Annotated in this window: 20 protein-coding genes; 5 read left to right on the top strand and 15 right to left on the bottom strand. The window is 39.5% G+C overall.

Features of this window, described 5'->3' with window-relative positions; genetic code table 11:
• Positions 1-30 precede the first annotated feature (30 nt).
• The 3 genes from AABJ44_RS11475 to AABJ44_RS11465 all read right to left on the bottom strand — a co-directional run bounded on the left by AABJ44_RS11475 (position 31) and on the right by AABJ44_RS11465 (position 3,764).
• A complete protein-coding gene (locus AABJ44_RS11475) occupies positions 31-978 on the bottom strand; it encodes a carbohydrate ABC transporter permease (protein ID WP_218141037.1) in 948 nt (315 codons plus the stop codon).
• Positions 975-1,943: an ABC transporter permease gene (locus AABJ44_RS11470; RefSeq protein WP_074642344.1), complete on the bottom strand. Its 969-nt coding sequence runs from the start codon at positions 1,941-1,943 to the stop codon at positions 975-977. Before AABJ44_RS11470 ends, AABJ44_RS11475 begins: the two co-directional genes overlap by 4 nt.
• Before the next feature lie 126 nt (positions 1,944-2,069).
• Positions 2,070-3,764: a type 2 periplasmic-binding domain-containing protein gene (locus tag AABJ44_RS11465; protein WP_338369192.1), complete on the bottom strand. Its 1,695-nt coding sequence runs from the start codon at positions 3,762-3,764 to the stop codon at positions 2,070-2,072.
• 163 nt (positions 3,765-3,927) lie between these two features.
• Between AABJ44_RS11465 and AABJ44_RS11460 the strand changes: the two genes are divergently transcribed.
• Positions 3,928-4,773: a helix-turn-helix transcriptional regulator gene (locus tag AABJ44_RS11460; protein ID WP_338369191.1), complete on the top strand. Its 846-nt coding sequence runs from the start codon at positions 3,928-3,930 to the stop codon at positions 4,771-4,773.
• Here AABJ44_RS11460 and AABJ44_RS11455 read toward each other — a convergent pair.
• Together AABJ44_RS11455 and AABJ44_RS11450 are read right to left on the bottom strand one after the other, a co-directional pair.
• Positions 4,768-6,219: a family 43 glycosylhydrolase gene (locus AABJ44_RS11455; RefSeq protein WP_338369190.1), complete on the bottom strand. Its 1,452-nt coding sequence runs from the start codon at positions 6,217-6,219 to the stop codon at positions 4,768-4,770. The genes AABJ44_RS11460 and AABJ44_RS11455 overlap by 6 nt on opposite strands.
• Positions 6,219-7,157, bottom strand: a complete 939-nt coding sequence (locus tag AABJ44_RS11450; protein WP_338369189.1) for an alpha/beta hydrolase — start codon at positions 7,155-7,157, stop codon at positions 6,219-6,221. The genes AABJ44_RS11455 and AABJ44_RS11450 overlap by 1 nt, the downstream gene beginning before the upstream one ends.
• 88 nt (positions 7,158-7,245) lie before the next feature.
• On the opposite strand from AABJ44_RS11450, the gene AABJ44_RS11445 reads away from it, so the two are divergent.
• The 3 genes from AABJ44_RS11445 to AABJ44_RS11435 all read left to right on the top strand — a co-directional run bounded on the left by AABJ44_RS11445 (position 7,246) and on the right by AABJ44_RS11435 (position 13,076).
• Positions 7,246-8,739 carry a family 43 glycosylhydrolase gene (locus AABJ44_RS11445; RefSeq protein ID WP_338369188.1) on the top strand — a complete coding sequence of 498 codons (1,494 nt, stop codon included), beginning with the start codon at positions 7,246-7,248 and terminating at the stop codon, positions 8,737-8,739.
• A gap of 250 nt (positions 8,740-8,989) precedes the next feature.
• Positions 8,990-10,627: a lysine--tRNA ligase gene (lysS, locus tag AABJ44_RS11440; protein ID WP_338369187.1), complete on the top strand. Its 1,638-nt coding sequence runs from the start codon at positions 8,990-8,992 to the stop codon at positions 10,625-10,627.
• 88 nt (positions 10,628-10,715) lie between these two features.
• Entirely contained in the window at positions 10,716-13,076 is a 2,361-nt protein-coding gene (locus AABJ44_RS11435; RefSeq protein WP_338369186.1) for a methyl-accepting chemotaxis protein, read from the top strand.
• On the opposite strand, the gene AABJ44_RS11430 is transcribed toward AABJ44_RS11435, so the two are convergent.
• The 5 genes from AABJ44_RS11430 to AABJ44_RS11410 form a co-directional block, all read right to left on the bottom strand.
• Entirely contained in the window at positions 13,060-13,866 is an 807-nt protein-coding gene (locus AABJ44_RS11430) for an ABC transporter permease subunit (RefSeq protein ID WP_338369185.1), read from the bottom strand. The two genes, AABJ44_RS11435 and AABJ44_RS11430, sit on opposite strands and share 17 nt — an antisense overlap.
• Positions 13,863-14,744, bottom strand: a complete 882-nt coding sequence (locus tag AABJ44_RS11425) for an ABC transporter permease subunit (RefSeq protein WP_338369184.1) — start codon at positions 14,742-14,744, stop codon at positions 13,863-13,865. The genes AABJ44_RS11430 and AABJ44_RS11425 overlap by 4 nt, the downstream gene beginning before the upstream one ends.
• The gene (locus tag AABJ44_RS11420; RefSeq protein WP_338369183.1) at positions 14,741-15,865 is read right to left on the bottom strand and encodes an ATP-binding cassette domain-containing protein; all 1,125 of its coding nucleotides are present in this window, start codon (positions 15,863-15,865) and stop codon (positions 14,741-14,743) included. Before AABJ44_RS11420 ends, AABJ44_RS11425 begins: the two co-directional genes overlap by 4 nt.
• 81 nt (positions 15,866-15,946) lie before the next feature.
• On the bottom strand, positions 15,947-16,951 hold the full coding sequence (locus AABJ44_RS11415) for a BMP family ABC transporter substrate-binding protein (protein ID WP_338369182.1): 1,005 nt from the start codon (positions 16,949-16,951) through the stop codon (positions 15,947-15,949).
• 98 nt (positions 16,952-17,049) lie between these two features.
• Positions 17,050-17,490, bottom strand: a complete 441-nt coding sequence (locus AABJ44_RS11410) for a MarR family winged helix-turn-helix transcriptional regulator (protein WP_074642379.1) — start codon at positions 17,488-17,490, stop codon at positions 17,050-17,052.
• A 60-nt stretch (positions 17,491-17,550) separates the two neighbouring features.
• Here AABJ44_RS11410 and AABJ44_RS11405 point away from each other — a divergent pair, with 60 nt between their 5' ends.
• A complete protein-coding gene (locus AABJ44_RS11405; protein WP_338369181.1) occupies positions 17,551-18,363 on the top strand; it encodes a YesL family protein in 813 nt (270 codons plus the stop codon).
• 104 nt (positions 18,364-18,467) lie between these two features.
• On the opposite strand, the gene AABJ44_RS11400 is transcribed toward AABJ44_RS11405, so the two are convergent.
• The 5 genes from AABJ44_RS11400 to AABJ44_RS11380 all read right to left on the bottom strand — a co-directional run bounded on the left by AABJ44_RS11400 (position 18,468) and on the right by AABJ44_RS11380 (position 24,019).
• Complete coding sequence (locus AABJ44_RS11400) at positions 18,468-18,917, bottom strand: hypothetical protein (RefSeq protein WP_338369180.1); 450 nt, start codon at positions 18,915-18,917, stop codon at positions 18,468-18,470.
• Between the two features lie 69 nt (positions 18,918-18,986).
• On the bottom strand, positions 18,987-19,508 hold the full coding sequence (locus AABJ44_RS11395; RefSeq protein WP_338369179.1) for a hypothetical protein: 522 nt from the start codon (positions 19,506-19,508) through the stop codon (positions 18,987-18,989).
• A 141-nt stretch (positions 19,509-19,649) separates the two neighbouring features.
• Positions 19,650-20,309, bottom strand: coding sequence for a hypothetical protein (locus tag AABJ44_RS11390; RefSeq protein WP_338369178.1), 660 nt, complete (start codon positions 20,307-20,309; stop codon positions 19,650-19,652).
• 154 nt (positions 20,310-20,463) lie between these two features.
• Positions 20,464-22,560 carry an elongation factor G gene (gene fusA / locus AABJ44_RS11385; RefSeq protein ID WP_074642389.1) on the bottom strand — a complete coding sequence of 699 codons (2,097 nt, stop codon included), beginning with the start codon at positions 22,558-22,560 and terminating at the stop codon, positions 20,464-20,466.
• A gap of 70 nt (positions 22,561-22,630) precedes the next feature.
• Positions 22,631-24,019 carry a hypothetical protein gene (locus AABJ44_RS11380; protein WP_338369177.1) on the bottom strand — a complete coding sequence of 463 codons (1,389 nt, stop codon included), beginning with the start codon at positions 24,017-24,019 and terminating at the stop codon, positions 22,631-22,633.
• Positions 24,020-24,064: the final 45 nt, after the last annotated feature.

Raw genomic sequence — 24,064 nt, 5'->3', positions numbered from 1 at the left:
CCGTTTTTTAACGGTTCTTCGATTTTAGCCTTATTCTTTAACACCACCAATTGTCATACCTACAACGAAGTATTTCTGTACGAACGGATATACTACGAGGATAGGAAGTGTTGCAACAATTGTAATTGAAGAACGGATACTGATTGGTGTAGCCTTAGAAGCAGTTGAACCTGCTCCGGCAGAAATAGCCATAGAGTTAGCATCAGCTGCATTTGAACTCTGGTTCTGGCTCTGCTGCAGGAATGACATCAATACATACTGCAGAGAGTGAAGCTTTGGCTTGTTAGAACAGTAGAGGTAAGTATCAAACCAGCTGTTCCATGCGTTTACAGCAGTAAACAAAGAAACCATAGCAATTGAAGGAACAATCAGAGGGAAGATGATACGCATGAAAATCTTAAATTCATTAGCACCATCAATACGAGCTGATTCAACAAAGCTGTCTGGTAAACCATGGATGTAAGTTCTTACAAGAATAAAGTTAAAGACATCAACAAGACAAGGAATAATATAAACAGAATATTTTCCAAGAAGGTGAAGGTTCTTAATAAGCATATATCCTGGAATCAAACCAGCGTTTACATACATAGAAATTACAAGAATAGTTGTTAATGGCTTTCTGATTACAAATTCTTTGCGGCTGAGTGCATAAGCAAGCATAGAAGTACAGAATACACTTAAAATAGTCTGAAGAATTGTACGAGTAACCGAAATAATTCCAGCCTGGAAAATACGTGGAGTCTGGAACAAATCCTGATAGTTCTTCCATGTGAATTTTCTTGGGAAGAACTTAATTCCACCTTTAAGGGAATCCAAACCATCATTCAAAGAAATTGCAATTGTATTCCAGAAAGGATATACAGTTGAAATAACAACAAATGCAAGAACAATATAAATGATTATATCAAAAATGATATTACTTACATTTGTTCTCATTTTTGCTGCTGCATATTCATTTTTCTTAATTTCGTCCATCATATCAAGCGCTCCTCACCACTCTTCTTTGCAATTGTATTAGCTATAATAAGAAGCAAGATATTAACTGCATTCTTAAAGATACCGGCAGCGGTAGCAAGTCCATATCTAGAAAGTTTGAAACCGTATTTCAATACATAAATATCGATAGTTTCTGCAACGTCCTGGATAAGTCCATTCTGCAGCAAGTATGGCATTTCAAAGTTTGCATCAAGAATATGTCCGGCAGACATAATCATCATGATAATAATTGTAGGTTTGATTCCTGGCAAAGTGATATGCCAGATCTTGCGGAGACGACCACAACCATCAATCTGAGCAGCTTCATACAAACATGGGTCAATTGCAGTCATTGCACCAAGGTATACAATTGTGTTCCAACCTACTTCCTTCCATACATAAGTCCAACCGATGATGTGCCAGAAGTATTTCTGAACTGCAAGCCACTGAATAGGCTGTTTAACAAGTCCTAAACCTAATAATATGTCATTTAAAATTCCGTCTTCAACGGAAAGAACATTCGCAACTAAGCCTGTAACAATAACCCAAGAAAGGAAGTGTGGGAGATAAGATACAGTCTGAACAAAGCGTTTAACACCAATATAACGTACTTCGTTCAAGAATACGGCAATCACAATAGCAGTAATATATCCAAGTGCCGTACTAATAAGGCTCATTCCAACAGTATTTCTTAAAGAAAGAAGGAATTCTTTCTCAGTGAAAAGCTGTACAAACCATTTGAAGCCTACCCAATCCTGCTGTGCAAAAGTTTTATATGGCTTATAGTCCTGAAAAGCCATTGTCCAACCCCAGAGAGGGACATATCTGAACAGAATAATGTAAAGAACAAAAGGAAGAGACATAAGAATAAGCAGTTTCTGCTTGCCTAAAAGCTTCCATTTGCTTTTTTTGTTTACAAGTGCTGTAGAAGTTGTTTCTGCAGTACTAGAATCTTTTTTATTTTTCATAAAAAAACACCTGTTTTTAAAGATTAAAAAAAAGTCCACAGAAAATCCGTGGACTTTTTTTTAGATGTAAGAGTGCAAACAACACTCTTACATCAAGTTTAAGTCTGACTTAGAGTCAATACTAAACTAGTCCTGGAAACCACCGAATGCTTCTACACGGTGATCGAGCTGCTGCTGCATGAACTTGTTATATTTCTCTGTAAGAGGTTTAAGCAAGTTGCAGTACTCGTTCCAAGTCTTTTCAAAGTCAGCTGGTTTACCCATGATCATCTGTGGGAGATACTTTCTCTGGATTGTTTCGAATCCAGCCATAGCTACAGCTGCTTCTTCTTCGAATCCGCCGTTTTCAGCTGATGGGTTACACTGCCACATTGGGTACCATCCAGCATTCTTTGGAGGGTTAGCATCTACGAATTCTGCATAAGAACCAACTCCGTAAGCTGCCCAGAGGTCAAGGTCAACCTGCTTCTGTGCAAGAGCATATTCCCATGCGAGGTCATCCATCTGACGTGTATATCCGCTTGGAAGTGTTCCTTCAAGTTTTGGAGCTTCTTCTGTCCAGAGAGTAGCGCGGTTCTTCTGAATCCAGTTTGGATCCTTCTGTTCAGCACGCTGCTTGTCTGTTCTTGAAGGGCGTCCCTGAGCATCTTTCTGCCAGTCTTCGCCTTCGAATCCCCAGTAAAGAACTCTCTGGTTCTCTTCGAGAATCATCTTGTCCATGAACTGAAGAATCTTGATAGCCTTGTCTTCTGGACACTTTACAGTAATACCATAACCTCTCTGGAGGTTAGGAAGTGACTGGTCACGGTAGTGAGGCTTAATTGATTCATCGAATGTGATTGCCAATGGAGCATATGTTCTTTCATCTTTTCCAGCTGTCCAGAGTGTCTGTTCTGGTTCACCCATGAACTGCCATCCCTGAATGAACATACCGAGTACACGGCCCTGTGCAATCTTTGCATAGTACTGGTCACGGTTGTCTGTGAATGAAGCTGGATCGATCAAACCACGCTGGAAATATCCGTTAGCGAGCTTGAACCATCTGTGAGCATTTTCATCAGCAAAGTTGTCTGTGTAAACATATTTTCCGTTTTCGAGAGTAACGTGTCCGTTACCATCGTTTGGATAACCAGCCAAGAAGTTAGGTGGGTTCCAGAGGTCAAATGCTTCCCAGTCAGCTGTAATGATATTGAATGGGATTGTTGGAGCTCCATCAATTGTTGGATACTTCTTATAGTAAGCTTCGATAAGATCGAAGTACTGGTCAATTGTCTTTACCTTTGGATATCCGAATTCCTTAAGAACTGCTTTCTGAATCCACCAGCCATTCTGGTTGTAGTATGTATCAGATGGGATTCCATCGATTACACCGTAGTTAGGAAGAGAGTAGATGTGCTCTTTTACGATGTTTCCATTAGCATCTTTTTCAGAATCCTGATCAATCATCTTCTTCCAAGCTGAAGAATAGTGCTTCATCAGGTTAGGAGCATATTTTTCCAAGAGTGGCTTAAGGTCGCGGAGACATCCAGCACCCTGGAACTTCTCTGAGTCTACTTCTACGAGGTCAGGAAGGTCGCCAGAAGCAATAAGTACACCGATCTTCTGGTCTTTATCACCTACGAGGATATCCCAAGAGAATGTTACACCGAAATTCTCTTCAATCCATTTGTAAGCTTTGTTGTCAGCAGGTGGCTGTTCACGCTGCTGGATTGTAAATACAGAGATGTTAAGAGCGTCTTTCTTTCCAGAAGCGCCGCCTTTACATCCCACCAGGCTCAATGCCAGTACTGCAGCTGCAGCAACTAACATAATTTTTTTCATAAAAGTCCTCCATTTATAAAACTTTTAGTAAAAACATGGTAAAACGTTTTATAAATATGATAAATCGGTTATTTTTGGGAAAAAACACTAAAAGTATCATAATATTTATAAAAAAGTCTTATTTTGCGTTGAATTTCGAGAATTTTCATAGTAGAATACCCCTATGCAGAATGAACAGCGAATAGTACGGCAACCGGTTGCCGTCAGTTTTAGTTCGCAAAACAGTTATCAGGAAGAGCCTTTAAGACAGATAGAATATGAAATTCTTTTCATAAAAAAAGGAAATGGCAAGGTTTATATCGGAAATACAGTTTCTGATATATCTGAAGGTGATTTCATATTCATCAATCCTTTTGAAGAACATTTTCTTAAGAAGGGAAGAGGGGTTCTGGAGTTTCATTGTTACCGTATTCTGTTTGATATTTCTGCACTGGGCAGTGAAAATGATCCGTGCAGGCTTTTTTTTGAAGGAATCAGACTGTGCCGCTTTCTGACAATGCCTCCGGAACTTGCTCAGAGATTTCATAATATCTCTTTAATGAAAAAAAATTCAGAAGGTATGGAGGTTATTCTCCGTTCAATTATTCTTGATGTGATTTCCTATGCAATAGAAACGGACCAGTATGAGCGTTTTTCACAGGTTGTTGAAAATGAAAAACGGAGTCTTTCTGCAATTGATAATGCAATTCATTATATCCGTGAAAACTACAGTGAATCTATAAGCCTTGGAGCAATCCTTAAGCTTACAAATTACAGCAAGAGTCACTTTATCAGACTATTTAAAGAAAGTACGGGAATGAATGTATCAGAATACATAAATAAATACCGTATTGAAAAAGCCTGTCTGGACTTGATTTACACGAATAATAATATTACGGAAATTGCAACTTCAAACGGCTTTAACAATATTCAGTATTTTTCGAGAAAGTTTAAAGAATATATGAACTGTACGCCAAAGCAGTATCAGAATAAAAAAAAGAAACTGATCTGGCGTCAGGACAGTTTATGAGAGTATAAATCCCTTGAACTGATGGCTTCCTCCACCGACAAACTTAAAGTACAGTTCGCCGATTCCGTCTGGAATGCTGATGTCTGCACTGTTTGTTTCCCAGATGTTAGAACAGCCTGCTGATATTTCTGCAAGTACAGGGCCATCCCACTTTGTTCTGATTTCATATTTTCCGTAAACATAACCGCGGGTTAATATAGAAATCTTTTTTACATCCTTGAAATCAAAATATTTAAAGCCATAGATGTAGCCGTTCTGAACATTTGCGATATATCCTGTTTCTTCATCGCCATCGCGGCCGTCCTGAGAAACACGGGGATGTCTGATATCAACAATCCAGTTCTTTTCTTCCGGATTAAAGATATTGCAGGCAATGTATGCAGGGTATTCACCTTTTCCTTCAAGAGGACCACCGTTCAAACCACATGAAGTAATCTGAACCTGTGGAATTGTACCATCTGGAAGAACCTTAAGTTTTTCTGCACAACCCTGACGGTTAAACCAGTTACCGTTTGTGTGGCGGTGATAGAAGATGTAGTATTCACCGTTTATCAGTTCAATGCTGCCGTGGTTATTTGCTCCAAAAGCTGCCGGCATATCAGCAGGCTTATAGGAATCAATATGCATATCAACATTACTTACAATTACACCCTGATACTTAAAGCCTGAAGTTGGATTTTTACTTGTTGCATAACAAAGCTCATGCATAACCTGAGATGAGAAAATAAAATAATAAGTATCGCCAATTTTTCTGATTGAAGGAGCTTCAAAGAAAGCGTGGTCTTTATAGTTTTTCCATTCTTCAACTGAATCCTGTTTGTAAGGGCAGTCTGTTGTAACTGGGGCTGTAACATCAGTGTAACAGTCGCCTGGAGCAACAATAACAGGTTCTTCTTCAATCGTGAGCATGTCAGGTCCAAGGACTGTAGCCATTGCTCCAATTCTGTCTTTCATATGATTTCCGCAGAAGCCTGTGTAAAGGTAAGTGCGGTTTCCTTCTGTAATAACGCCCGGGTCAAACTGCGGTATATCGCCTTTACGATCTCCCAGTCTTGTTCCGTCTTTGTAGTGAACATGTCCGTAGAACTTATATTTTCCTGCCGGTGTGTCACAGACTGCAACAGAAACAAAACCTACTTTATCATAAACATAATAGAGGTAATAACGTCCGTCTGGTCCAACTGTTACATCTGGAGCATAAAGACACATGTGTCCGTCAGCATTCATTTCCTCTGAAGTTTTAGGATAGATTACTCCTTCATAACGCCAGTCTCTAAGGTCAGTTACCGGAGCAGAGTAGCACACGTAATCTCCCTGACAGAAAACCCAGCCGTTAAAGCAGTCGTGTGAACCATATACATAAACTCTGTTTCCGAAAACATGTGGTTCTCCGTCTGGAATATATTCCCATGACGGTAAGTAAGGATTAAAGCCCTGCTTTTTCATTATTTATTACCTCCAAAAACTTTTACAAAATTATAAAATCCTAAATTCCATATTCCAAAATCATGACCGCCGCCCTGTTCCTGCCAGCGGAAGTTTTCGCCTTCTGTGAGACGGTCTGTAAGGCGCGGAAGAAGTTTAGCTGCAGCTGCATGAGCTCCATAAGCAATCGAATCTTCAGTACCACAAATATTATAGAAATAATGTACCGGCAGTTTTTCATTTCGGTCTAAAACCTGAGCTACCTTTGCTGCTTCATAAGAAGTTGGAGCTGCAGAAAAAGCACCGAAATAACTTATCAAATCAAGACATTCACAGATTCCAATATTTATAGTCTGCATTCCGCCCATAGAAAGGCCGGCCATTGCACGATGGTCTCTGTCTGCATAAGTAGAGTAGTGTGAGTCCATATAAGGAATCAGATCGTTGCGGAGCTCTTCTCCGAATTTATAAAAAGCAAGATAAGTTTTGTTCGGATTCGGATCGCTGCCTGAACGTCCGTTTGGTGTTACGATTATAAAAGGTTCTATATCACCTTTTACAGTCAGATTGTCCATTATCTTTTTGATGAGGGACTGTTCGTCTTTCATACCCCATTCGTTTTCGTCACCGCCGATTCCGTGCATCAGATAAAGCACTTTATATTTTTTTGATTTGTCATAACCTGCAGGCAGATAGACGTTTGCTTTTTTTTCTTTAGTCTGACCATCACCATAATAATTTTTAGATTCATAAGTGATGTGCTCAATAGTTCCGCCGTCCTTTACAATAACGCGGTAAGCTTCCGGAATGCGGTCCAGCTGCTGTTTTGTGACTGGTTGGTTCTCAAGTTTGATTGCCTGAGAAATCGGATTCGCTTCAAACGGAAAGTCTGTCTTTTTATTTTTGCAGCCGGTAAATAAGATTGTTGCAATGCTGAAAATGATAAAAGTTCTCTTCATGATTATTATCCTGATTTATTCTAAGAAATTTTCCGTAAAAAATAGTTAAACGTTTTACATTATTTTAAATAAACTTTATAATTTAATTATGAAAAGTGCAAGATATTTTGTATCCGTAATTATGATTTTAAGTATAATTACGGCGGCAAGTTCATGTAACGGAGGAAAAAAGATGGAATCAAAAAATGAGACAATACTGGAAGCAACTGCTGTAACAGAAATGCAGAAGCTTATGGCAGAAAAAGCTTTTAAAATGCCGGGAGAGAATAATCCTGTTGTTGCACACAAATATGGTGCAGATCCTGCCATTTTGATTTATAAGGATACCTTATATCTTTATACAACAAATGATATGCAGCAGTTTGAATTTACAAAAGGCAAAACTGATAACGGATATAATAAGATTACAAGTCTTAACGTGTTCAGTACAAAGGATCTTGTAAACTGGACTGACTGCGGAGAAATCAAAGTTGCCGGAAAAAATGATTTTATTGGTGCTGCTCTCTGGGCAAGCAATTCCTGGGCACCTGCTGTCTGCTGGAAGAACATCAATGGAAAAGATAAGTTCTTTATTTACTTTGCAGACAGTGGAAACGGAATTGGTGTTCTGGAAGGAGAGTCTCCTGTTGGTCCTTTTGTTGACCCGATTAAAGAACCTCTTATTTCCCGAAAGGTTCCAACCTGCGAAAAAATCAACTGGCTTTTTGATCCTGCTGTAATTGTTGATGATGATGGACAGGCATATATTTATTTTGGCGGTGGACATGATCCTGATAAATATGAACATCCTATGAATGCCCGCTGCGCTGCCTTGAGTGAAGATATGGTTCATCTTGAAGGAGAACCTAAAGTTATTGATGCTCCATTCCTTTTTGAAGATTCTGGAATCAATAAGATTGGTGATACCTGGTATTATACTTATTGTACAAACTGGGCAGACAGAAAAGATACAAAAGATCCAGATAAGATGCCAATTGCAGTAATCGGTTATATGACATCAAAGAATCCTCTCGGACCTTTCGAGTACAAGGGTTACACTCTGGAAAATCCTGGAACTATTTTTGGTGCCTGGGGAAATAACCATCACTGGATTTTCAACTTCCGCGGAAACTGGTATATCGCATACCACACACAGACTCTTGAAAAAACAGTCGGAAGCGAGAAGGGCGGATACCGCAATATCTTTATTGATCATTTTGCAGTAAATGCAGACGGCTCTCTCCCAATTCAGAAGTCAACAAAGAAGGGTGTAGAACAGCTTGGAACTTTTGCACTTGGTGATGTTGTTCCTGCTGCAACAATGGCAAGCTCACGCAATGCTGCCGTTACAAGCAGGCAGACTGTAGTTGCTGTTAAAGATGGCGCATACCTCTGCCTCAAGGGTGTAGAGTTCAAAGGTACAGAAACTGAGTTCTCTGTAGAATGTATTCCTGTTGAAGGAAAATCAATCAAGTTGAGTATTGATGGAATTGGAAGCACTGGCACTGAGATTGGAACAAAGTTCAGCGGCATAAATGGTGTTCACGACCTCTACATCATTCTTCCTGAAGGTGTTGAACTGATTTCGTGGAGAATCAAATAACCGTATAATTGGCTTCCGGGCGCGTATTTGTAGGACAATAACGCTCAATATTTCGCTAGACGTTGTTTGTAGTATAGTAACTATTATACCTGCCGCTCTCGCGGCAGCCACAAACAAAGTCTTTTTGCCCCACAAATCCGCTTCCTCGCGCCAAAGTTACACTATTTTTTTTTATACGGAACCCCTTTACAATACCGAAAATTCTAAAACTACTTCCTACATATTCATTTTTTTACTATAATATACATCTATGAGTAACGAAAATCAGAATAATCAGAATAACGAAAAGAGAGATCCACTCCTCTGTCACTGGGCAGATCAGATGGCTAACCAGATTATCCGTGAGAAGGGAGATCTGGATTCTTATACCTGTGCTTCAGGAATTACACCTTCTGGAACAGTTCACCTTGGAAACTTCCGCGAAATCATTACAGTAGACTTAGTAGTTCGCGCACTTCGCGACCGCGGTAAGAACGTACGCTTTATTTATTCATGGGATGACTACGACGTATTCCGCAAAGTTCCTGCTAACATGCCTGACCCTGAAATCCTTGAAAAATACCTCCGCTATCCAATTACTGAGGTACCTGATACAACTGGACGCAATGAAAACTATGCCCGCCACCATGAGGTTGATATTGAAACTCAGCTTCCACGCGTTGGCATTTCTCCTGAGTTCCTTTATCAGGCAAGCCGCTACCGTGCTAACCGCTATGCAGAAGGTATGAAAAAGGCTATGCAGAACCGCGACGTGATCAAGGAATGTTTGAACGAATACCGCGATGACGCTCATAAAATGAAGCCGGAAGATGTTTACTGGCCGGTAGCAATTTTCTGCGGAAAGTGCCAGAAAGATACAACTGAAATTACAGACTACGACGGCGAATACGGAATCACTTATAAGTGTGAATGTGGTAACTGCGAAACTGCAGATATCCGTACTTTCAAGGGCGCAAAGCTCGGCTGGCGTGTTGACTGGCCAATGAGATGGAACGAAGAAAAGGTTGTATTCGAGCCGGGTGGAAAAGACCACATCAGTCCAGGTGGAAGCTACGATACAGCAAAACTTGTTTCTAAGAGAATCTACAATTGGGATGCTCCAGTTACAATGCGCTATGACTTTGTAAACCTGAAAGGGGTGCCAGGAAAGATGTCTTCATCAAAGGGTAAGGTAATTGCTCTTCCTGATGCTCTTGATGTTTATCAGGCAGAAGTTCTTCGCTACCTCTTTGCAGGTACACGCCCTAATACAGAATTTGCAATCAGCTTTGATATGGACGTTCTCAAGGTTTATGAGGACTACGACAAGACTGAACGTGTAGTTTACGGAATTGATAAGGCTAAATCTGAAGATCACTTTAATAAGGAAAAGCGTATTTATATGCTTTCTCAGATTGACGGAAAGATTCCAGAAACAATGCCATATCAGGTAACAATTCGCCAGCTTACAACATTGCTCCAGATTTACTCTGGTGATATTGATGCTGTAATTAAGGCACTTGGAGATGTAAAACCTGAACAGGAAGAACGCCTCCGCCGCCGTATTGAATGTGCATGGTTCTGGGTAAAGCATTCAGCTCCAGACTGCGCTCCAGATTTCTGCTTCGAACTCCGCAACGACGGAAGCAAGGCAGACCTCTCTGGCGACATTCTTACAGCAGTAAAGCGTGTTCGTGATGAAGTACTTCCAAAGCTCGATACATTCCAGCTCGACAAGGAATGTCAGCAGGCAATGTACGACATCGCTACAGAAATGGGACTTGAATCAAAGACTTTGTTCACAGCACTTTACAATGCACTCATCAACAAAGATCAGGGACCACGTCTCGGAAGCTTCTTCCGCATTATCGGAAAAGAAAAGCTCGAAAAGATTCTTTCTGTTTATTAACGAAATGTTATTTATAATAGAAGAAAATCAATAATTCTTGAAAAATAACAATCCTATGATAAAATATTTATCATAGGATTGTTATTTTATGAAACTTAATGGCAAATTCTCTTTTATAATTCTTTTTACTGTTTTTCAGTCTGTAATTCTTACAGTCTTTTCAATCGTAAATATTACTCAGATTCAAAATCTTAAAAATTACCAGATAATGGAAATCAAAACTGAATCTCAGCTTGCATCCATAGTTGATTATCTGGAAAAAATGGATTACTGGGATTTTGAAATAGAAACAGCTTATTCTGCATTTGATTCTAAAAAAACATCAATTACAGAATCCTTTAATTATCTTCTTGAAAATCCGGTAATTGATTCATTCCCGGAAGATTTAAAATCCAGCCTCAAACAGACAAAACTTACCTGGCAGCTGCTTAATGACAGCTTTGGACCAGTTGAAAATATTTTAAAAACAATGGAAGCAACAAAGCCTAATACTTCCGTGCTCACAAGTATCAAAAGTTTTGGTATCCGTGAAACAGCAAATCTTTATACACAGGATGAAGATATTTTAAATCTTTTAAGCCTCACAGAGGATGCTCATACACAGATTAAAAAAATCCGACTTCTCTATGTTTCTCTTATGGAGCTGAACACAAAAACCCTTAATTATATAGAAAGAATTGTTCTGGAAAGAGAAACTAAATTCGTTGCAATTACAATTATTTTTGCAGCAGTTACATCAATCATTCTTGCTTGCATGATTTTCTTTGTTACTTCAAAGATTTCTAAGCGAATCATCAAGGTAAAGGATGTTACTTCTACACTTGCAGAAAAAGACTTTACTGCAAATGTAAATCCTGAAGGAAGCGATGAAATGCATATGCTGATGGCAAATATCAGCGATATGGTTACACAGATAAATAACTTCTTCCTGCTTGTAAAATCTACTGCAAAAAAAGCAATTGATGCAGAAGCAATAATCAATGAATCTGCTAATAGTACGGCAACAGCTTCAACTCAGATTGATTCAAATATTGATGAAATGAGTAAGAAGTTTACAGAAATGGTAGAAGTTATGAATGCTGCAATTGGCGTAATTGCGGAAATGAATGTTCATGTTGATACGCTGGTTAAGAGTAATAATGTTCAGACTACCGCAATTGAAAACAGTAACAGCGCAGTAAAAGAAGTTGTTAAGACCCTTGAGTCCATGAGCAAGATGGCTGAAGAGCGAATGGAAAGTGCACAGGAAATGCATACTTATGTAGCCGATGGTGATGATAAGATTACTGCTACAAATGAAATCCTTGGACACGTCGCTGAACAGCTTGATGAAGTTTATGAAGTTGTAACAATCATCAATAACGTTGCAGAGCAGACAAACCTTCTTTCTATGAATGCTGCAATTGAGTCTGCACATGCCGGTGAAGCAGGTAAGGGCTTTGGTGTCGTTGCTGAGGAAATCCGTTCTCTGGCAGAGGAAACTTCTGAAAATGCAGATAAGATTTCCCGCGTTGTAAATGCAATCGTACAGGCTGTTGAAAATGCAAACAAATCGAGTCAGTCTGCATTTGAGGCTTTTGAAAAGGTTAGTGCTCATGCAGATCAGATAGTAAGTTCATTGCAGGAAATTACTGGCGGAATTGGAAGAATTGATTCACAGATGCTTCAGATTAAACAGCGTAGTGAAGAAACTTCTTCTGCCGCAGATGAGATGAACAAATACTGTGGAGATCTTGCAGGAAAACAGCAGAAGGTTTCTCAGCAGGTTGATAACATGAATGAGGTATTCTTCCAGGCTATTCTTTCGCTTAAGAAGATTAAGGAAGAGACTGCAGATATTGTACAGAAGATGAAGAATGTTAGTTCTTCAAGTGATGAAAGTTACAGAAACCTGTCAGAGCTTGAAACTGTACTTGAAGAGTTCAAGACAAGTGAAGTTGGAAAGACTGTAATGGAAGAGCCTGTCGCTGTTGAACCAGAGGCTGACGTTCCAGTTGTAAATGAGAAGCCTGGAGTAAATGAGAAGCCTGCAGTAATTGAAAAGCCGGTTGTAATCGAAGCCCCTGCTGCTGTTGAAAAAACTGAAGAACCTGAAATTCCGGAAATAATGGAAGAAGAAATTCCTATAATGGAAGATGAAGTAAAAGAAGAAGCCCCTGCTGCTCCAGTAGAAAAGAAATCTGGCGGTTTTGAAATGTTCAGCAGATCTAATTCGGGAAGTGACATTTTTGCAACTTCGTCAGAAACTTCTGAAGTTGATGAGGTTAAAGAAATTGGTGAAAGAGGAGTTGTCGGGGCAGAAAACGAGAATGTAAAACTTGTATACAAGAGCCCAAGCCTTGATGAAATCAATGCAAAACTGAATCAGCTTGCAATGGCTGGTGGCTTTGGAATCAGTGATGACATGTTCAAAAATGATGATTTAGAAAGTACTATTTTACAAAAATAAGAAGAAGCGAAACCAGATAGGGCAGTGAAATCAAAAAGGAAGATGGAATGCCCGAAATATAATTCTGAATATTAGCAGAGAAAACATCTGCAATACAGAAAACCAGAACCGCTGCCACAATGCGCAGCGGTTTCTTTTTGCCAAGGAAAACTACTGCAAGTGCCATCCAGCCTCGTCCACTTGAAATATTAGGAACAAAAGAAGAGAGTCTCATAGCAAGAAAGCAGCCAGCTGCAGAACCGTAAAGGGCTGCAAGTGACCAGGACAGAGTTCTGATTACGCCTGGATTTACACCCTTTGCCTGTAATACATCCGCATCACTTCCCGCAATCCGAATATATAACCCGTGGCGGCCGTATCTTAAGAAAATCACCGCAATCGCAACAAGTACCGCCGTAACAACTACAGTCGCCGCGCGCGCCGAGTTCGCAGAAAAACGGAAGAGTTCTGCCGCCAGAACTCCGCGAGTCCCAAAAATCACCGACGACAAACAAGAACACAGCGCACCAAATAACAGGTTCATTGCTATGGCGGCAATAAACCTGTTAGCTCCCCCTCGCTCTACAACTGCCGAGAACGTCAGTGTAATTCCTACCGCACCGAGGCATGCCATCACCGCCCCAAGAATTGCCGAGCCTGTTGTTACAGTGAATGTATAAAACAAAAAGGCAGAGAACGAAACAAGTCCGTCTAAGAAAAGCGCAAGACAACCTGCGTATTCAGTAAACAGGGCTCCAATCGAACAGAGAATAAGAGGGCAGGCGTAAGATAAAACAGCGAGTATTGTCATTTTGACCTCGGCTTAAATGCAATTAAAAACAGTATAACGGCCTGAATCATACTGCTGATATCGAATCCGAAATTATGATAGAGCGCAAACTTATTTGAATAGGTTGTAATAAAGCCCATAAAAATAGACGACGGAATAAGCAGCAGAGGATTAGCTCCTGCAATCAGGGCTGCGGAGAAGGCGTTCCATCCCATACCGGAATAAAAGCCCTGATGGCAGGTAAAGTAGGTTCCTGCGATGGCGGCCGCCCCGGCCAGGCCGTGGAGGCCGCCGGAAAGTAATGCGGAACTAAGGGAAAGTCTGTGGCCTGCGAAGCCCGCGAAACGTGAAAACTCTGGACTGGTGCCGAGTATGCATAACTGGCGTCCCCAGGCTGTGCGGTTGAGTAAGAACCATGCGGCGGCACAGAATGCCAGTGCGAGAATGAACGAGGCATTAAGTGGCGATGGCGGAAGAATAGAAGGAAGACGAACCTTCTCTGGAATAAAAGGCGTTGCCAGCAGATTGTCTGTGGTACTTCTGAACGGTCCGCTTACAAGACCGTCAATAAACGGAATCATGGCAGCCGAAGCAATAAACGAGGTAAACAGAAAATCTGCATTGCGGAAAATCTTAAAAACAGCAGAAACTCCTGCCATCAGCGCGGTACAGATAAAGGCAGCGAGTACTGCTGTAAGAACGGCGAAACATGACATTGCAGGATTTCCACTTTCTGCAAGTTTTGCCAGCACAATTGCACTTACAAAACCACCAAGGTAAATCTGTCCTTCGCCGCCTAAATTGAAATCTCCCGATTTCATTGAAATTAAAGCACCGCTTCCCGCAATCATATATAAGGCAGAAAGATTCAGTGCAGAGCCTGTGTAATAAATATTCATTCTACCTTTCCTATTATTATCTTCACGCCTTTTTTTGCAAGTCCTTCAAGTCTGGAATAAAGCCGTTCTGTGGCTTCTGCATCCAGTCCATGAGTCGGATCAAAAAGATAAAGCTCTTCCGGATTCTCTTCCAGTTCGCGTTCAAGAATCAATCTCTGTAACATTCCACCGGAGAGACACAACGCTTTTTCATTTAATCTTATATTTACATCTGCTTTTGTAAGCAGTTTTTTTGAGTATTCTTCAAGTTCTTTTTGTTTGCCTTTTGTATGATAGGCTGTGCAAAGCTGAAAAATTGTAAGGTTAGGATTCGAGGCTCGGAATGTTCTGTCAGAAGGAATATATCCGATATTTTTTTTTGTCATCTTCGAGCCTGACCCGAAGGTCTCTCGTCTGAGATCCATAACCTCTTCTTCAGAAATATCTTTTTTTTCAATAAAATCTGGAGTTGTTATAGTTTTTGTAAGTCCGAAGAGTTTTTCTTTTATATATGCTTCGGTAATTGTTTTTGCAGAAGTTTTTTCAAGAACATTTCCATCTTTCAGCAAAATCACTTCATCAGATTTTTCAATAGCTTCTTTAAAACTGTGTGTGATTATAATTATGATTAGTCCGCTGTTTGCCAGCTCTCTGATTTTCTGTGTGTCTAAAAAGGGCGGTTCATCCAGAATCAGTACAAATGGACTTTTGAGCAGTGCACCGGCAAGAGATGTATTAAACACTTCCTGTTCACTGATGTTTTTTACTGTTTCTGAAAGTTCACGCCCAAAAATCCATTTTTTTGTGAACTCAGGAATAAGCTTTATCATCTTATGGCTGATGCCGATTCTAAGATTATCCCTGATAGAAATTGAAGGAGCGAGCAGTGGTCTCTGGTGAACACAAACAATTCCGTTTCTGATTGCGTCCTTCGGCTTTCTTATATTCAGTTTTTTTTCATTCAGATAAATGCTTCCGCCTGTCGGCAGAATATCTCCACAAAGTACACGCGCAAGTGTAGACTTACCGGCACCGTTTTCTCCGAGAAGGGAATAAATTTTCCCTTTTTCAAAATTCAGCGAAACGCCGGTGAGTACAGTTTTATAAGAATATTTTACGCAGATATCTTTTAAACTCAGCATCTATTTTTATATGGATTGCCACGTCGCCTTTCAGGCTCCTCGCAATGACGTCATTGCGAGCGTAGCGAAGCAATCTATTATCTATTTTATCTCTGTTTTTCCTGAACGAATATCATCCAAAAGGTTCTTCATTTTCTCTCTGATGTCAGCCGGAACGGCTTTGATATAGTTCGGATCATCCTGAACAAAATCAACAAAACCTTCTTTTATTCCAACCATTTTAGCTGTTCCCCAAGGAGTATTACCTTCAATAAATTCCTTAGTTACATTATAAGACATTTCCTTCTGCTTCATAACACTGGAAGAAATAATAGTTCCAGGAGCTTTTGCAAAGCCATTGTCATCAAACCATGTAACATAAATTCCATTATTTACAGCAGAAGTTATAACACCCTGAGAAGCACCGCCACAGATAGGAAGAATTACATCAACACCTTTCTTTGCAACAGCATCTGCAATTTCTGCACCCTTTGTTGCATCATACCAGTTTCCTACAATTCTAAAGTCTACAGTAGAATCAGCGTTTGCAGCCTTTGCACCCTTTTCAAAATAAGGAAGAATAATGTTATTCATAACAGGATATTCCTGAGCTGCAATCAAAGCAAGCTTATGGCTTTTAGACATAAGTCCGCCGATATAACCGGTAAGATAAGACTGCTCATACTGATTGTAACAGATAGTATGAATGTTCTGATTTCCTTCTTTAGTTGCGTCCATCAGAATAAACTTCTGTTTTGGGAATGATTTAAGAATTGGTTCAACAAGGTCTGGAAGAGAAGGGTTAGAAGAAATAATTACATCATATTTCTGTTCAGCACAAAGAGCTGTAATCTTTGCACCCCATTCAGCCTGGTTAGTACCAGCTTCCATAATAAAAAGATTAACCTTTTCTTTTTTAGAAAGATTCTGATTCTTTTCTTCAACAGCGGCTTTTACCCCCTGAACAAGCATGTTATAAACAGGACTGTCATCAATAATTCCTGGAACAAAAACTGCAATAGAAGTTTTGTCAGTTTTTTTAGCCTTAGCAAATCCCATAGAAAGGATTGCTGCAAAAATAGTTGTAAATAAAATTATCTTTTTCATGTGTATAATATATTTTTATATAAAAGTAGAGTCAAGTGACCGGTAAAAAATTCCTCACAGAGCAAAAGAGGACACGAAGTATTAAATAACTGGATATATTATCTCTGTGTGCACTGTGAGAAATTCTTTTTGATTTTTAGCAGAGATTTAAAAAACTTCTCTTTTTCTGTATCAGAAAAGTCCTTGTAAAATGTATCCAGAAGTTCTTTCGAAAGTTCCTGTGCAATTGAGTTAAACTGTTTGCCTTTATCTGCAAGATAGATTATTCGGCTGCGTTTGTCTGACGGGTCTGGTTCTCCTGTAATGAATCCTTCAGCCTCAAGTTTTCTTACTAGCACAGTAGTTGTAGACTTATCGCGGTTAATTTTTTCAGCCAGATCTCCCATAGTCATTTTTTCATTAACACTGAGCTGAAAAAGAATATTTCCATGAGAAGAAGCAAATTCCGGAAACCCCTTATTTTTAAGCCTTTCAGTAAGAAAATCAGCTGTAATAGAATGAATGTTAGAAAGTAGTGAAATAGAAGAATTTACGTCCATAACATTATTTTACCACGAAATCTTCTTGTATTTAATAGTAATAATTGTTAAATTTTAAATATGTTTGGTTTTATTATTAAAAAGAATTTCTGTGATGGCTGGGACAACCTTCTTTCAGTTATTATGGCAAATCTCGTTTTCCTTTTTTCAGGAATTGGTATAGTTCTTTTGAATGGTCTTGCTGCAAATACACAGTCAGAAATCTTCGTTCTTCTTGCTTTAATTTTTGGTGCAGTATTTCTTTCTATTCTTATTGTAGCTTACAGTGATTCAGCTGCACATATTGCAAACTTCGAAGGAATCCATATGCTCGATTTCTTCAAGGCAATTCCAGGAGCAATAAAAGACGGCGCACTGTTCGGCCTTATGAATGCCGGAGTTTTCCTCGTATCAAGTTTTTCAATCAGATATTATATAGTTGAATCTGGTACACTTTTGGGATTTGCGCTTGGTTGTGCAATTTTCTGGGTAGATTTCTTCTATCTGCTTGCAATGCAGTGGTTCATTCCTATCCGTGCCCTTATGCACAACAACTTCAGAAAATGCTTTAAGAAGAGCTTTATAATCCTCTTCGATAATACCGGTTTTACACTTTTGATGGGACTTTATAATCTTATTCTTCTGGTTCTGTCAGTAGTTGCAATCGGATTCTTTCCTTCAATGACAGGTATTCTTATTGCAAATACCAATGCACTTCGCATTCTTCTTTATAAATATGATTATCTGGAAGAGCATCCTGAACTGAAAACAAAAAAAGAACGCCGCCAGATTCCTTGGGACGATTTAATTGCCGAAGACCGCGACATCCTCGGTCCTCGCCCAATCCGCAGCTTCCTCTTCCCATGGAAGGACGATCAGCGCCAGGATTTATAGTTCAGATTTTATGGTAGTGTAGGGAGGGGCACCTCCCTCGCTTCAACCGCCTGTGGCGTTTTCCGCTACCTACCCTGCGGGGGAGTTCCCCCGCAACGCCCCCGTTAGTCGCGGACTAATTTGTATACATTTCCTTTTGAATCTTTAAGGACATAATTATTTTCAAAGTTATTATTTTCAGAAACTGCAGATCGAGGACTTCCTGAGTATGTTTTTGTATTACTTAAATAGAATGTTGCATCACTATTAAGTTCAAAATAATTATCAGTATGCCAATAATAGTCTTTATCTTGAGTTATTTTTTCGCAGAACCAAACTTGGTAGCAATTTTCTTTCAAATTTGAAATATAATCATATTCGCCAGGTCCAACTTCACAATAACCACTTGAGACTGCATATTCAGTTCCATCTAAATCTTTCAGATACCAGTCATATACATATTCGTTTTTAGTATCGTTATAAAAATACAATGTATGTTCCGGTAATACAAGAATACAACTCGAAAAGAGATCTAATATCATTGTTACTAGAAGTATTGGAAATATCTTTTTCATTTTGTGCTCCTTGAGCCTAATTGTAGCATATAAAGCAGCATTTTGCTATGCAAAATGCTGCTTTGTTTTTTACTCACTCACTAAATCAATTTCAGTTCCATCAGAACCTGCAAGATACAACTGAGGTTTATCTGATGTACCAGCGGCACGACAGGCAACTGTAACCTGACGCTCATACAGAGTGTAGATTACATCCTTGTTAAGGTAAATGCTTTCGCTGCTGTAATAATCACTTGGATTAAGCTGGTATGTATCTTCAAAAGAGAAGTATACCTTGTAGTATCCTTCTGGAAGATCCAAAATCATGTCTTCTCCGCCAGAACGAATAGAGCGGTTATAACCAGATTTTGGATAAGTAACAATGTTGTCCTTTTTTACACACCAGTCTGTAACTGTATACGAAGTCTGGTTTTTACATGTAATACTGTGATAGTAAATTGGTTCTGGCTCCGGCTGTGGGTTTGAAGGTTTTGGAGTATTTGTTTTTTCTTCAATAATTACATCTGGAAGGTCATCAGCTCCAACAATAATACAGCTTGAAAACATAAGTGCAGCTGCAGCAATAGTAAGAATAGTAGTAAGTTTTTTCATAAAATTATCTCCCTTTGTATGAGTTTGTTTACATGTATTTAGACACCCGGGAGATAAAAAAAGTGCACTTTTTTTTAAAAAAAAAGACCCCGAAACGAGTTCGGGGTGACGCGTCAGCTGAACTTAATTCAGCATCATATTTTATGATTTAGTCATAAGCAAAGTTTTTGCATCAAGACTAACTTTACCTTCTCCATTCTTAAGAATTGCAAGAGAAAGAACTTTTCCTTCTGCAGCAAGGTGTGCAACTGTTGCAAAGTTATCAAGCTTATCTGCAGCAAGTGTTCCCTTAAGGTCTGCAGCTTCATTTGTAAAGCTGAACCATGCAGTCATCTTTTCTTTTTTGATGAAATCTCCAAAGCATTTGATGTCGTCTGCAGAAGTTTTGTTCATATCAAGACCATCTACAACTACAGAAGCAATTGATGTACCTCCGTCTTTAAGAGCCTTGAGTGTGTTTACAACCTTTGGAAGAGTGAATGTTTCCTGATTAAAGTTCAGAATTGTGCGGTTGCGTACAATTTCTTCATTTACATCATCAAGGTTCAAACTCTTCTTTTTAGCAATTTCAGCAAGAACACTTGAATACCAGGCAATTACATTAGATGACTGCTGGTCAAAAGAAACATGAACGAGAGCTTTGTCGTTGAGAAGGCTGTCAATTCCAAACTGAACCAGAATAGAAGTCTTTCCAAGACCTTTTTTAGCTGTTATGAGTCCCATTTCACCGTCTTTTAAACCTGCATTTGTCACATCAAAATATCTCACAGGGCTGTGAGCGATTAAATCTTTCTTATTCATAGTCGACCTCCTGAGGTGCATAAATGTTTTTAAATCAGATATCTGATCACTTCCTCTATTCTAAACTATGAATTGATATAAAGCAAATAAATAAAAATAAAAAAAGGCGACCTGGAAAAACCAAGTCGCCTTTGTATCAGTGGTTAGAAATTAATTATTTCTTACCAGCTGCTTTTTCTTCCTTGTATTTAGCCTGAAGTTCTTCAGATACGTTGTTTGGAACCTTACCATACTTAAGGAATTCCATTGTGAACTCACCCTTACCCTGAGTTGAAGAACGGAGGATAGTAGAGAATCCGAACATTTCTGAAAGTGGAACTTCTGCGTTTACTGTAGAAGTGTTGTTTTCATCAGTTGAATCAACGATTACACCACGGCGCTGGTTGATAAGACCGAAGAGGTTACCCTGGAACTCAGTAGGTGCAGTCATCTGTACCTTCATGATTGGTTCGAGGATTACAGGCTTAGCCTTCATGTAACCTTCGCGGAAAGCACCAATAGCAGCAATCTGGAATGCGTTATCGTTAGAGTCTACTGGGTGGTACTGACCATCATTAATTGTGATCTTAACACCTACGATAGGAGCTCCAATCAAAGAACCTTCCTTCATAGCCTTCTGGAAACCTTTATCACAAGAAGGGATGTATTCGTTAGGAATAGCACCACCCTTAATTGCGTCTACGAACTCGTAGTCTTTCTCAGAATCTGGTTCCATGAATCCGGCAACACGACCGTACTGTCCAGAACCACCAGTCTGCTTTTTATGTGTGTAGTTGAAGTCACCAGTTGTAGTGATAGATTCGCGGTATGCAACCTGTGGTTTACCAGTGATAACTTCACAGTTGTATTCGCGCTTCATACGTTCAACGTATACTTCAAGGTGAAGCTCACCCATACCCTTAATGATTGTTTCATTTGATTCTGGGTCTGTGTATACGCGGAATGTAGGGTCTTCCTTAGTAAAGCGGTTAAGAGCCTTAGACATCTGCATAGAAGCCTGTTTGTCTTTTGGAGTAATAGACAAAGAAATTACAGGCTCTGGAACGTACATAGAAGCCATAGAGTAGTTTACTCCACCGCTTACGAATGTATCACCAGATGCACAGTCAACACCGAAGAGTGCTACGATATCACCTGCACAACCTTCGTTGATATCTTCCATCTGAGCAGAGTTCATACGAACAAGACGTCCAACCTTGAATCTCTTCTTGTTACGTGTGTTATAGAGTTCTTCACCCTTCTTAATCTTACCCTGGTAAACACGAGTATATGTAAGCTGACCGTACTGACCATCATCAAGTTTGAAACCAAGTGCAACACAAGGTTTGTTATCAACTGATTCAAGTTCTACTTCAGCTTCGTTGTTATCGAGGTCGAGAGCAACGTTGCGTACTTCGTTTGGAGCTGGGAGGTAGCGTACTACAGCGTCGAGAAGAGGCTGAATACCTTTGTTTACGTGAGCTGAACCACAGAATACACCTACGAACTGTTCAGCAAGAGTTCCCTTACGGATAGCAGCGATAATCTTGTCTTCTGCAACTCCATCGTAACCCTTTTCCATGATTTCTTCCATCAAAGAATCATCGAACATAGAAGCTGCGTCGAGGAGTTCTTCGCGGTATTTTTCTGCATCTGCAGTCATGTTTGCAGGAATTTCTGCAATGCGGAGGTCTTCACCGTTTGGTCCGTCGAAGTAGATAGCCTTCATAGCAACGAGATCTACAACACCTTCGAGTTTGTCTTCAAGACCAATTGGGAGCTCCATCATATATGCGTTCAAACCGAGCTTTTCGCGAAGCTGCATGCGAACGCGAACTGGGTTAGCACCCTGACGGTCACACTTGTTTACAAATGCAACACGTGGTACATGGTAACGCTTGAGCTGGCGGTCTACAGTGATTGACTGAGACTGAACACCGGCAACGGCACAAAGAATCATGATAGCGCCGTCCAAAACGCGAAGGGAACGTTCAACTTCTACAGTAAAGTCAACGTGACCCGGTGTGTCGATAAGGTTGATTGTGTAGTCTTTCCACTGAACCTGAGTAGCAGCAGACTGAATTGTGATACCACGCTCACGCTCCAGTTCCATGTTATCCATTACAGCACCAACACCGTCCTTACCACGAACTTCGTGAATTGCGTGAATCTTGTTACAGTAGAACAAGATACGTTCTGAAGTTGTTGTCTTTCCAGAGTCAATGTGGGCACTGATACCGATATTTCTTACTTTTGAAATATCCCAAGCCATATTAATACCTCTTTTAAAAAAATTATTCCTTAGATTATAGTATCACGTTATTTTAATGAAAAAATAAGTTCTATTCAAGATATAAACTTGAAATTGTAAGTTTTCCGATTATCGTAACGGCTTTTATGTTCATTCTGCAGGTAAGGCCTGCTGAAAATTTCTTATCTGTTATTTCTTTATCTTTTGATGAGAAACTGAAGGCACAGTTACCGCTTATTTTATGCCTTGAATTATTTGTTAAATTCAGCTGTGCTTTATATTTCATTTTCCCGGAATCACTGTCTGAAGAATCATCAAATCTCTTTTCTGCAGAAAGGGTTATGCCTGGTGTGAAAGTTTTTAAATACCAGGAGTTTTTAAACTGCATTGAAATAGAAGTAAAACTTATATCTTCCGGCGGCAGCTCCGCAGAGACCGCCAGTAATTTTGCATTTCCGGAAACGGAAAGTGAAAGGGTAGTGATATCCGAAGTAAGTTGAAAACCTGCATTCAGCCTGAGCGGATGTTCCGGTTTTGTAAGGTTGATTCTGGAATAAATATTGGCCCCGGTTTTTATAAAATAGAGTTTTTGATTTTTAGCAGGAACAGGCTTTTTGGTAAGAAAACCGCACTTTAATTGAACACTGGGGCTAAGCAGTTTTGCAGAACTTGTGAGTATATCTTCATATTGATTAAGAAATGCTGATGCATAAAAATCAGTGTGCTTTATAGAAAGTTTAAGGTCTAATCTATATGCAGCTGTTAAAGGACCAAAGGGACTTTCATAAATGGCAGTCATAAATCCTGTATAAATGGAATTCTTTCTTGTTTTGTTTTTTATTTCAGCAGAAAACTGAATCAATGAACAGGAATGGGCATCTGCCATATAATATGGATTGTCAAGAAACCAGGATGAACTGTCGTTTGCTTCATACATAAATCGTCCTGTTGTGAAAGATGAACTGATAATTAATCGGTTATCAAAAAACTTGTCATAAATCATTGCAGAGAATACCGGATCAGGATTATCCGGCGAAAACCATAAATTCAGATACATTGTAAAAGGATGCGTTGTCAGCTGATTTGTTTTTATCTGTAAAAAAGTGCTTTCAGCTTTTGAAAAACTTGTGTATCCGGGAAGACTTGCGGTTAATCCTGTTGTGGAAATAATTCCATTAGAGAATGGGGAAGTACTGCTGCTTAATTCCGGAGAGTTTAATCTTGAGAGAGAACCTGAAGCAGAAAGATTTCCGAACTTTACTTCTACAGGGAGTTTTTTAATAAATTTTGAAGTTGAAAGCTGTATTCCAAAATTGTACTTATCCGGCTGAATTACAGTTCTTAAATCTATAAGAGGAACAGAAAGTCTCAGCCCGCCAGTCTTCTGAGAGTCGCCATAAAGTTCAAGCTTAAAAGATTCCGCTGCCCCAAAAGCACCCCAGGCAATTAAAAGCATAAAAGTTATAAATAATTTTTTCACATAATATAAATAGTATAAAGTTAAATAAAAAAGGAAATGATTTCA

This window comes from Treponema bryantii (genome assembly GCF_036492245.1).
Classification (GTDB): domain Bacteria; phylum Spirochaetota; class Spirochaetia; order Treponematales; family Treponemataceae; genus Treponema_D; species Treponema_D bryantii_C.
This window is presented reverse-complemented; position numbering and strand designations above follow the sequence as displayed.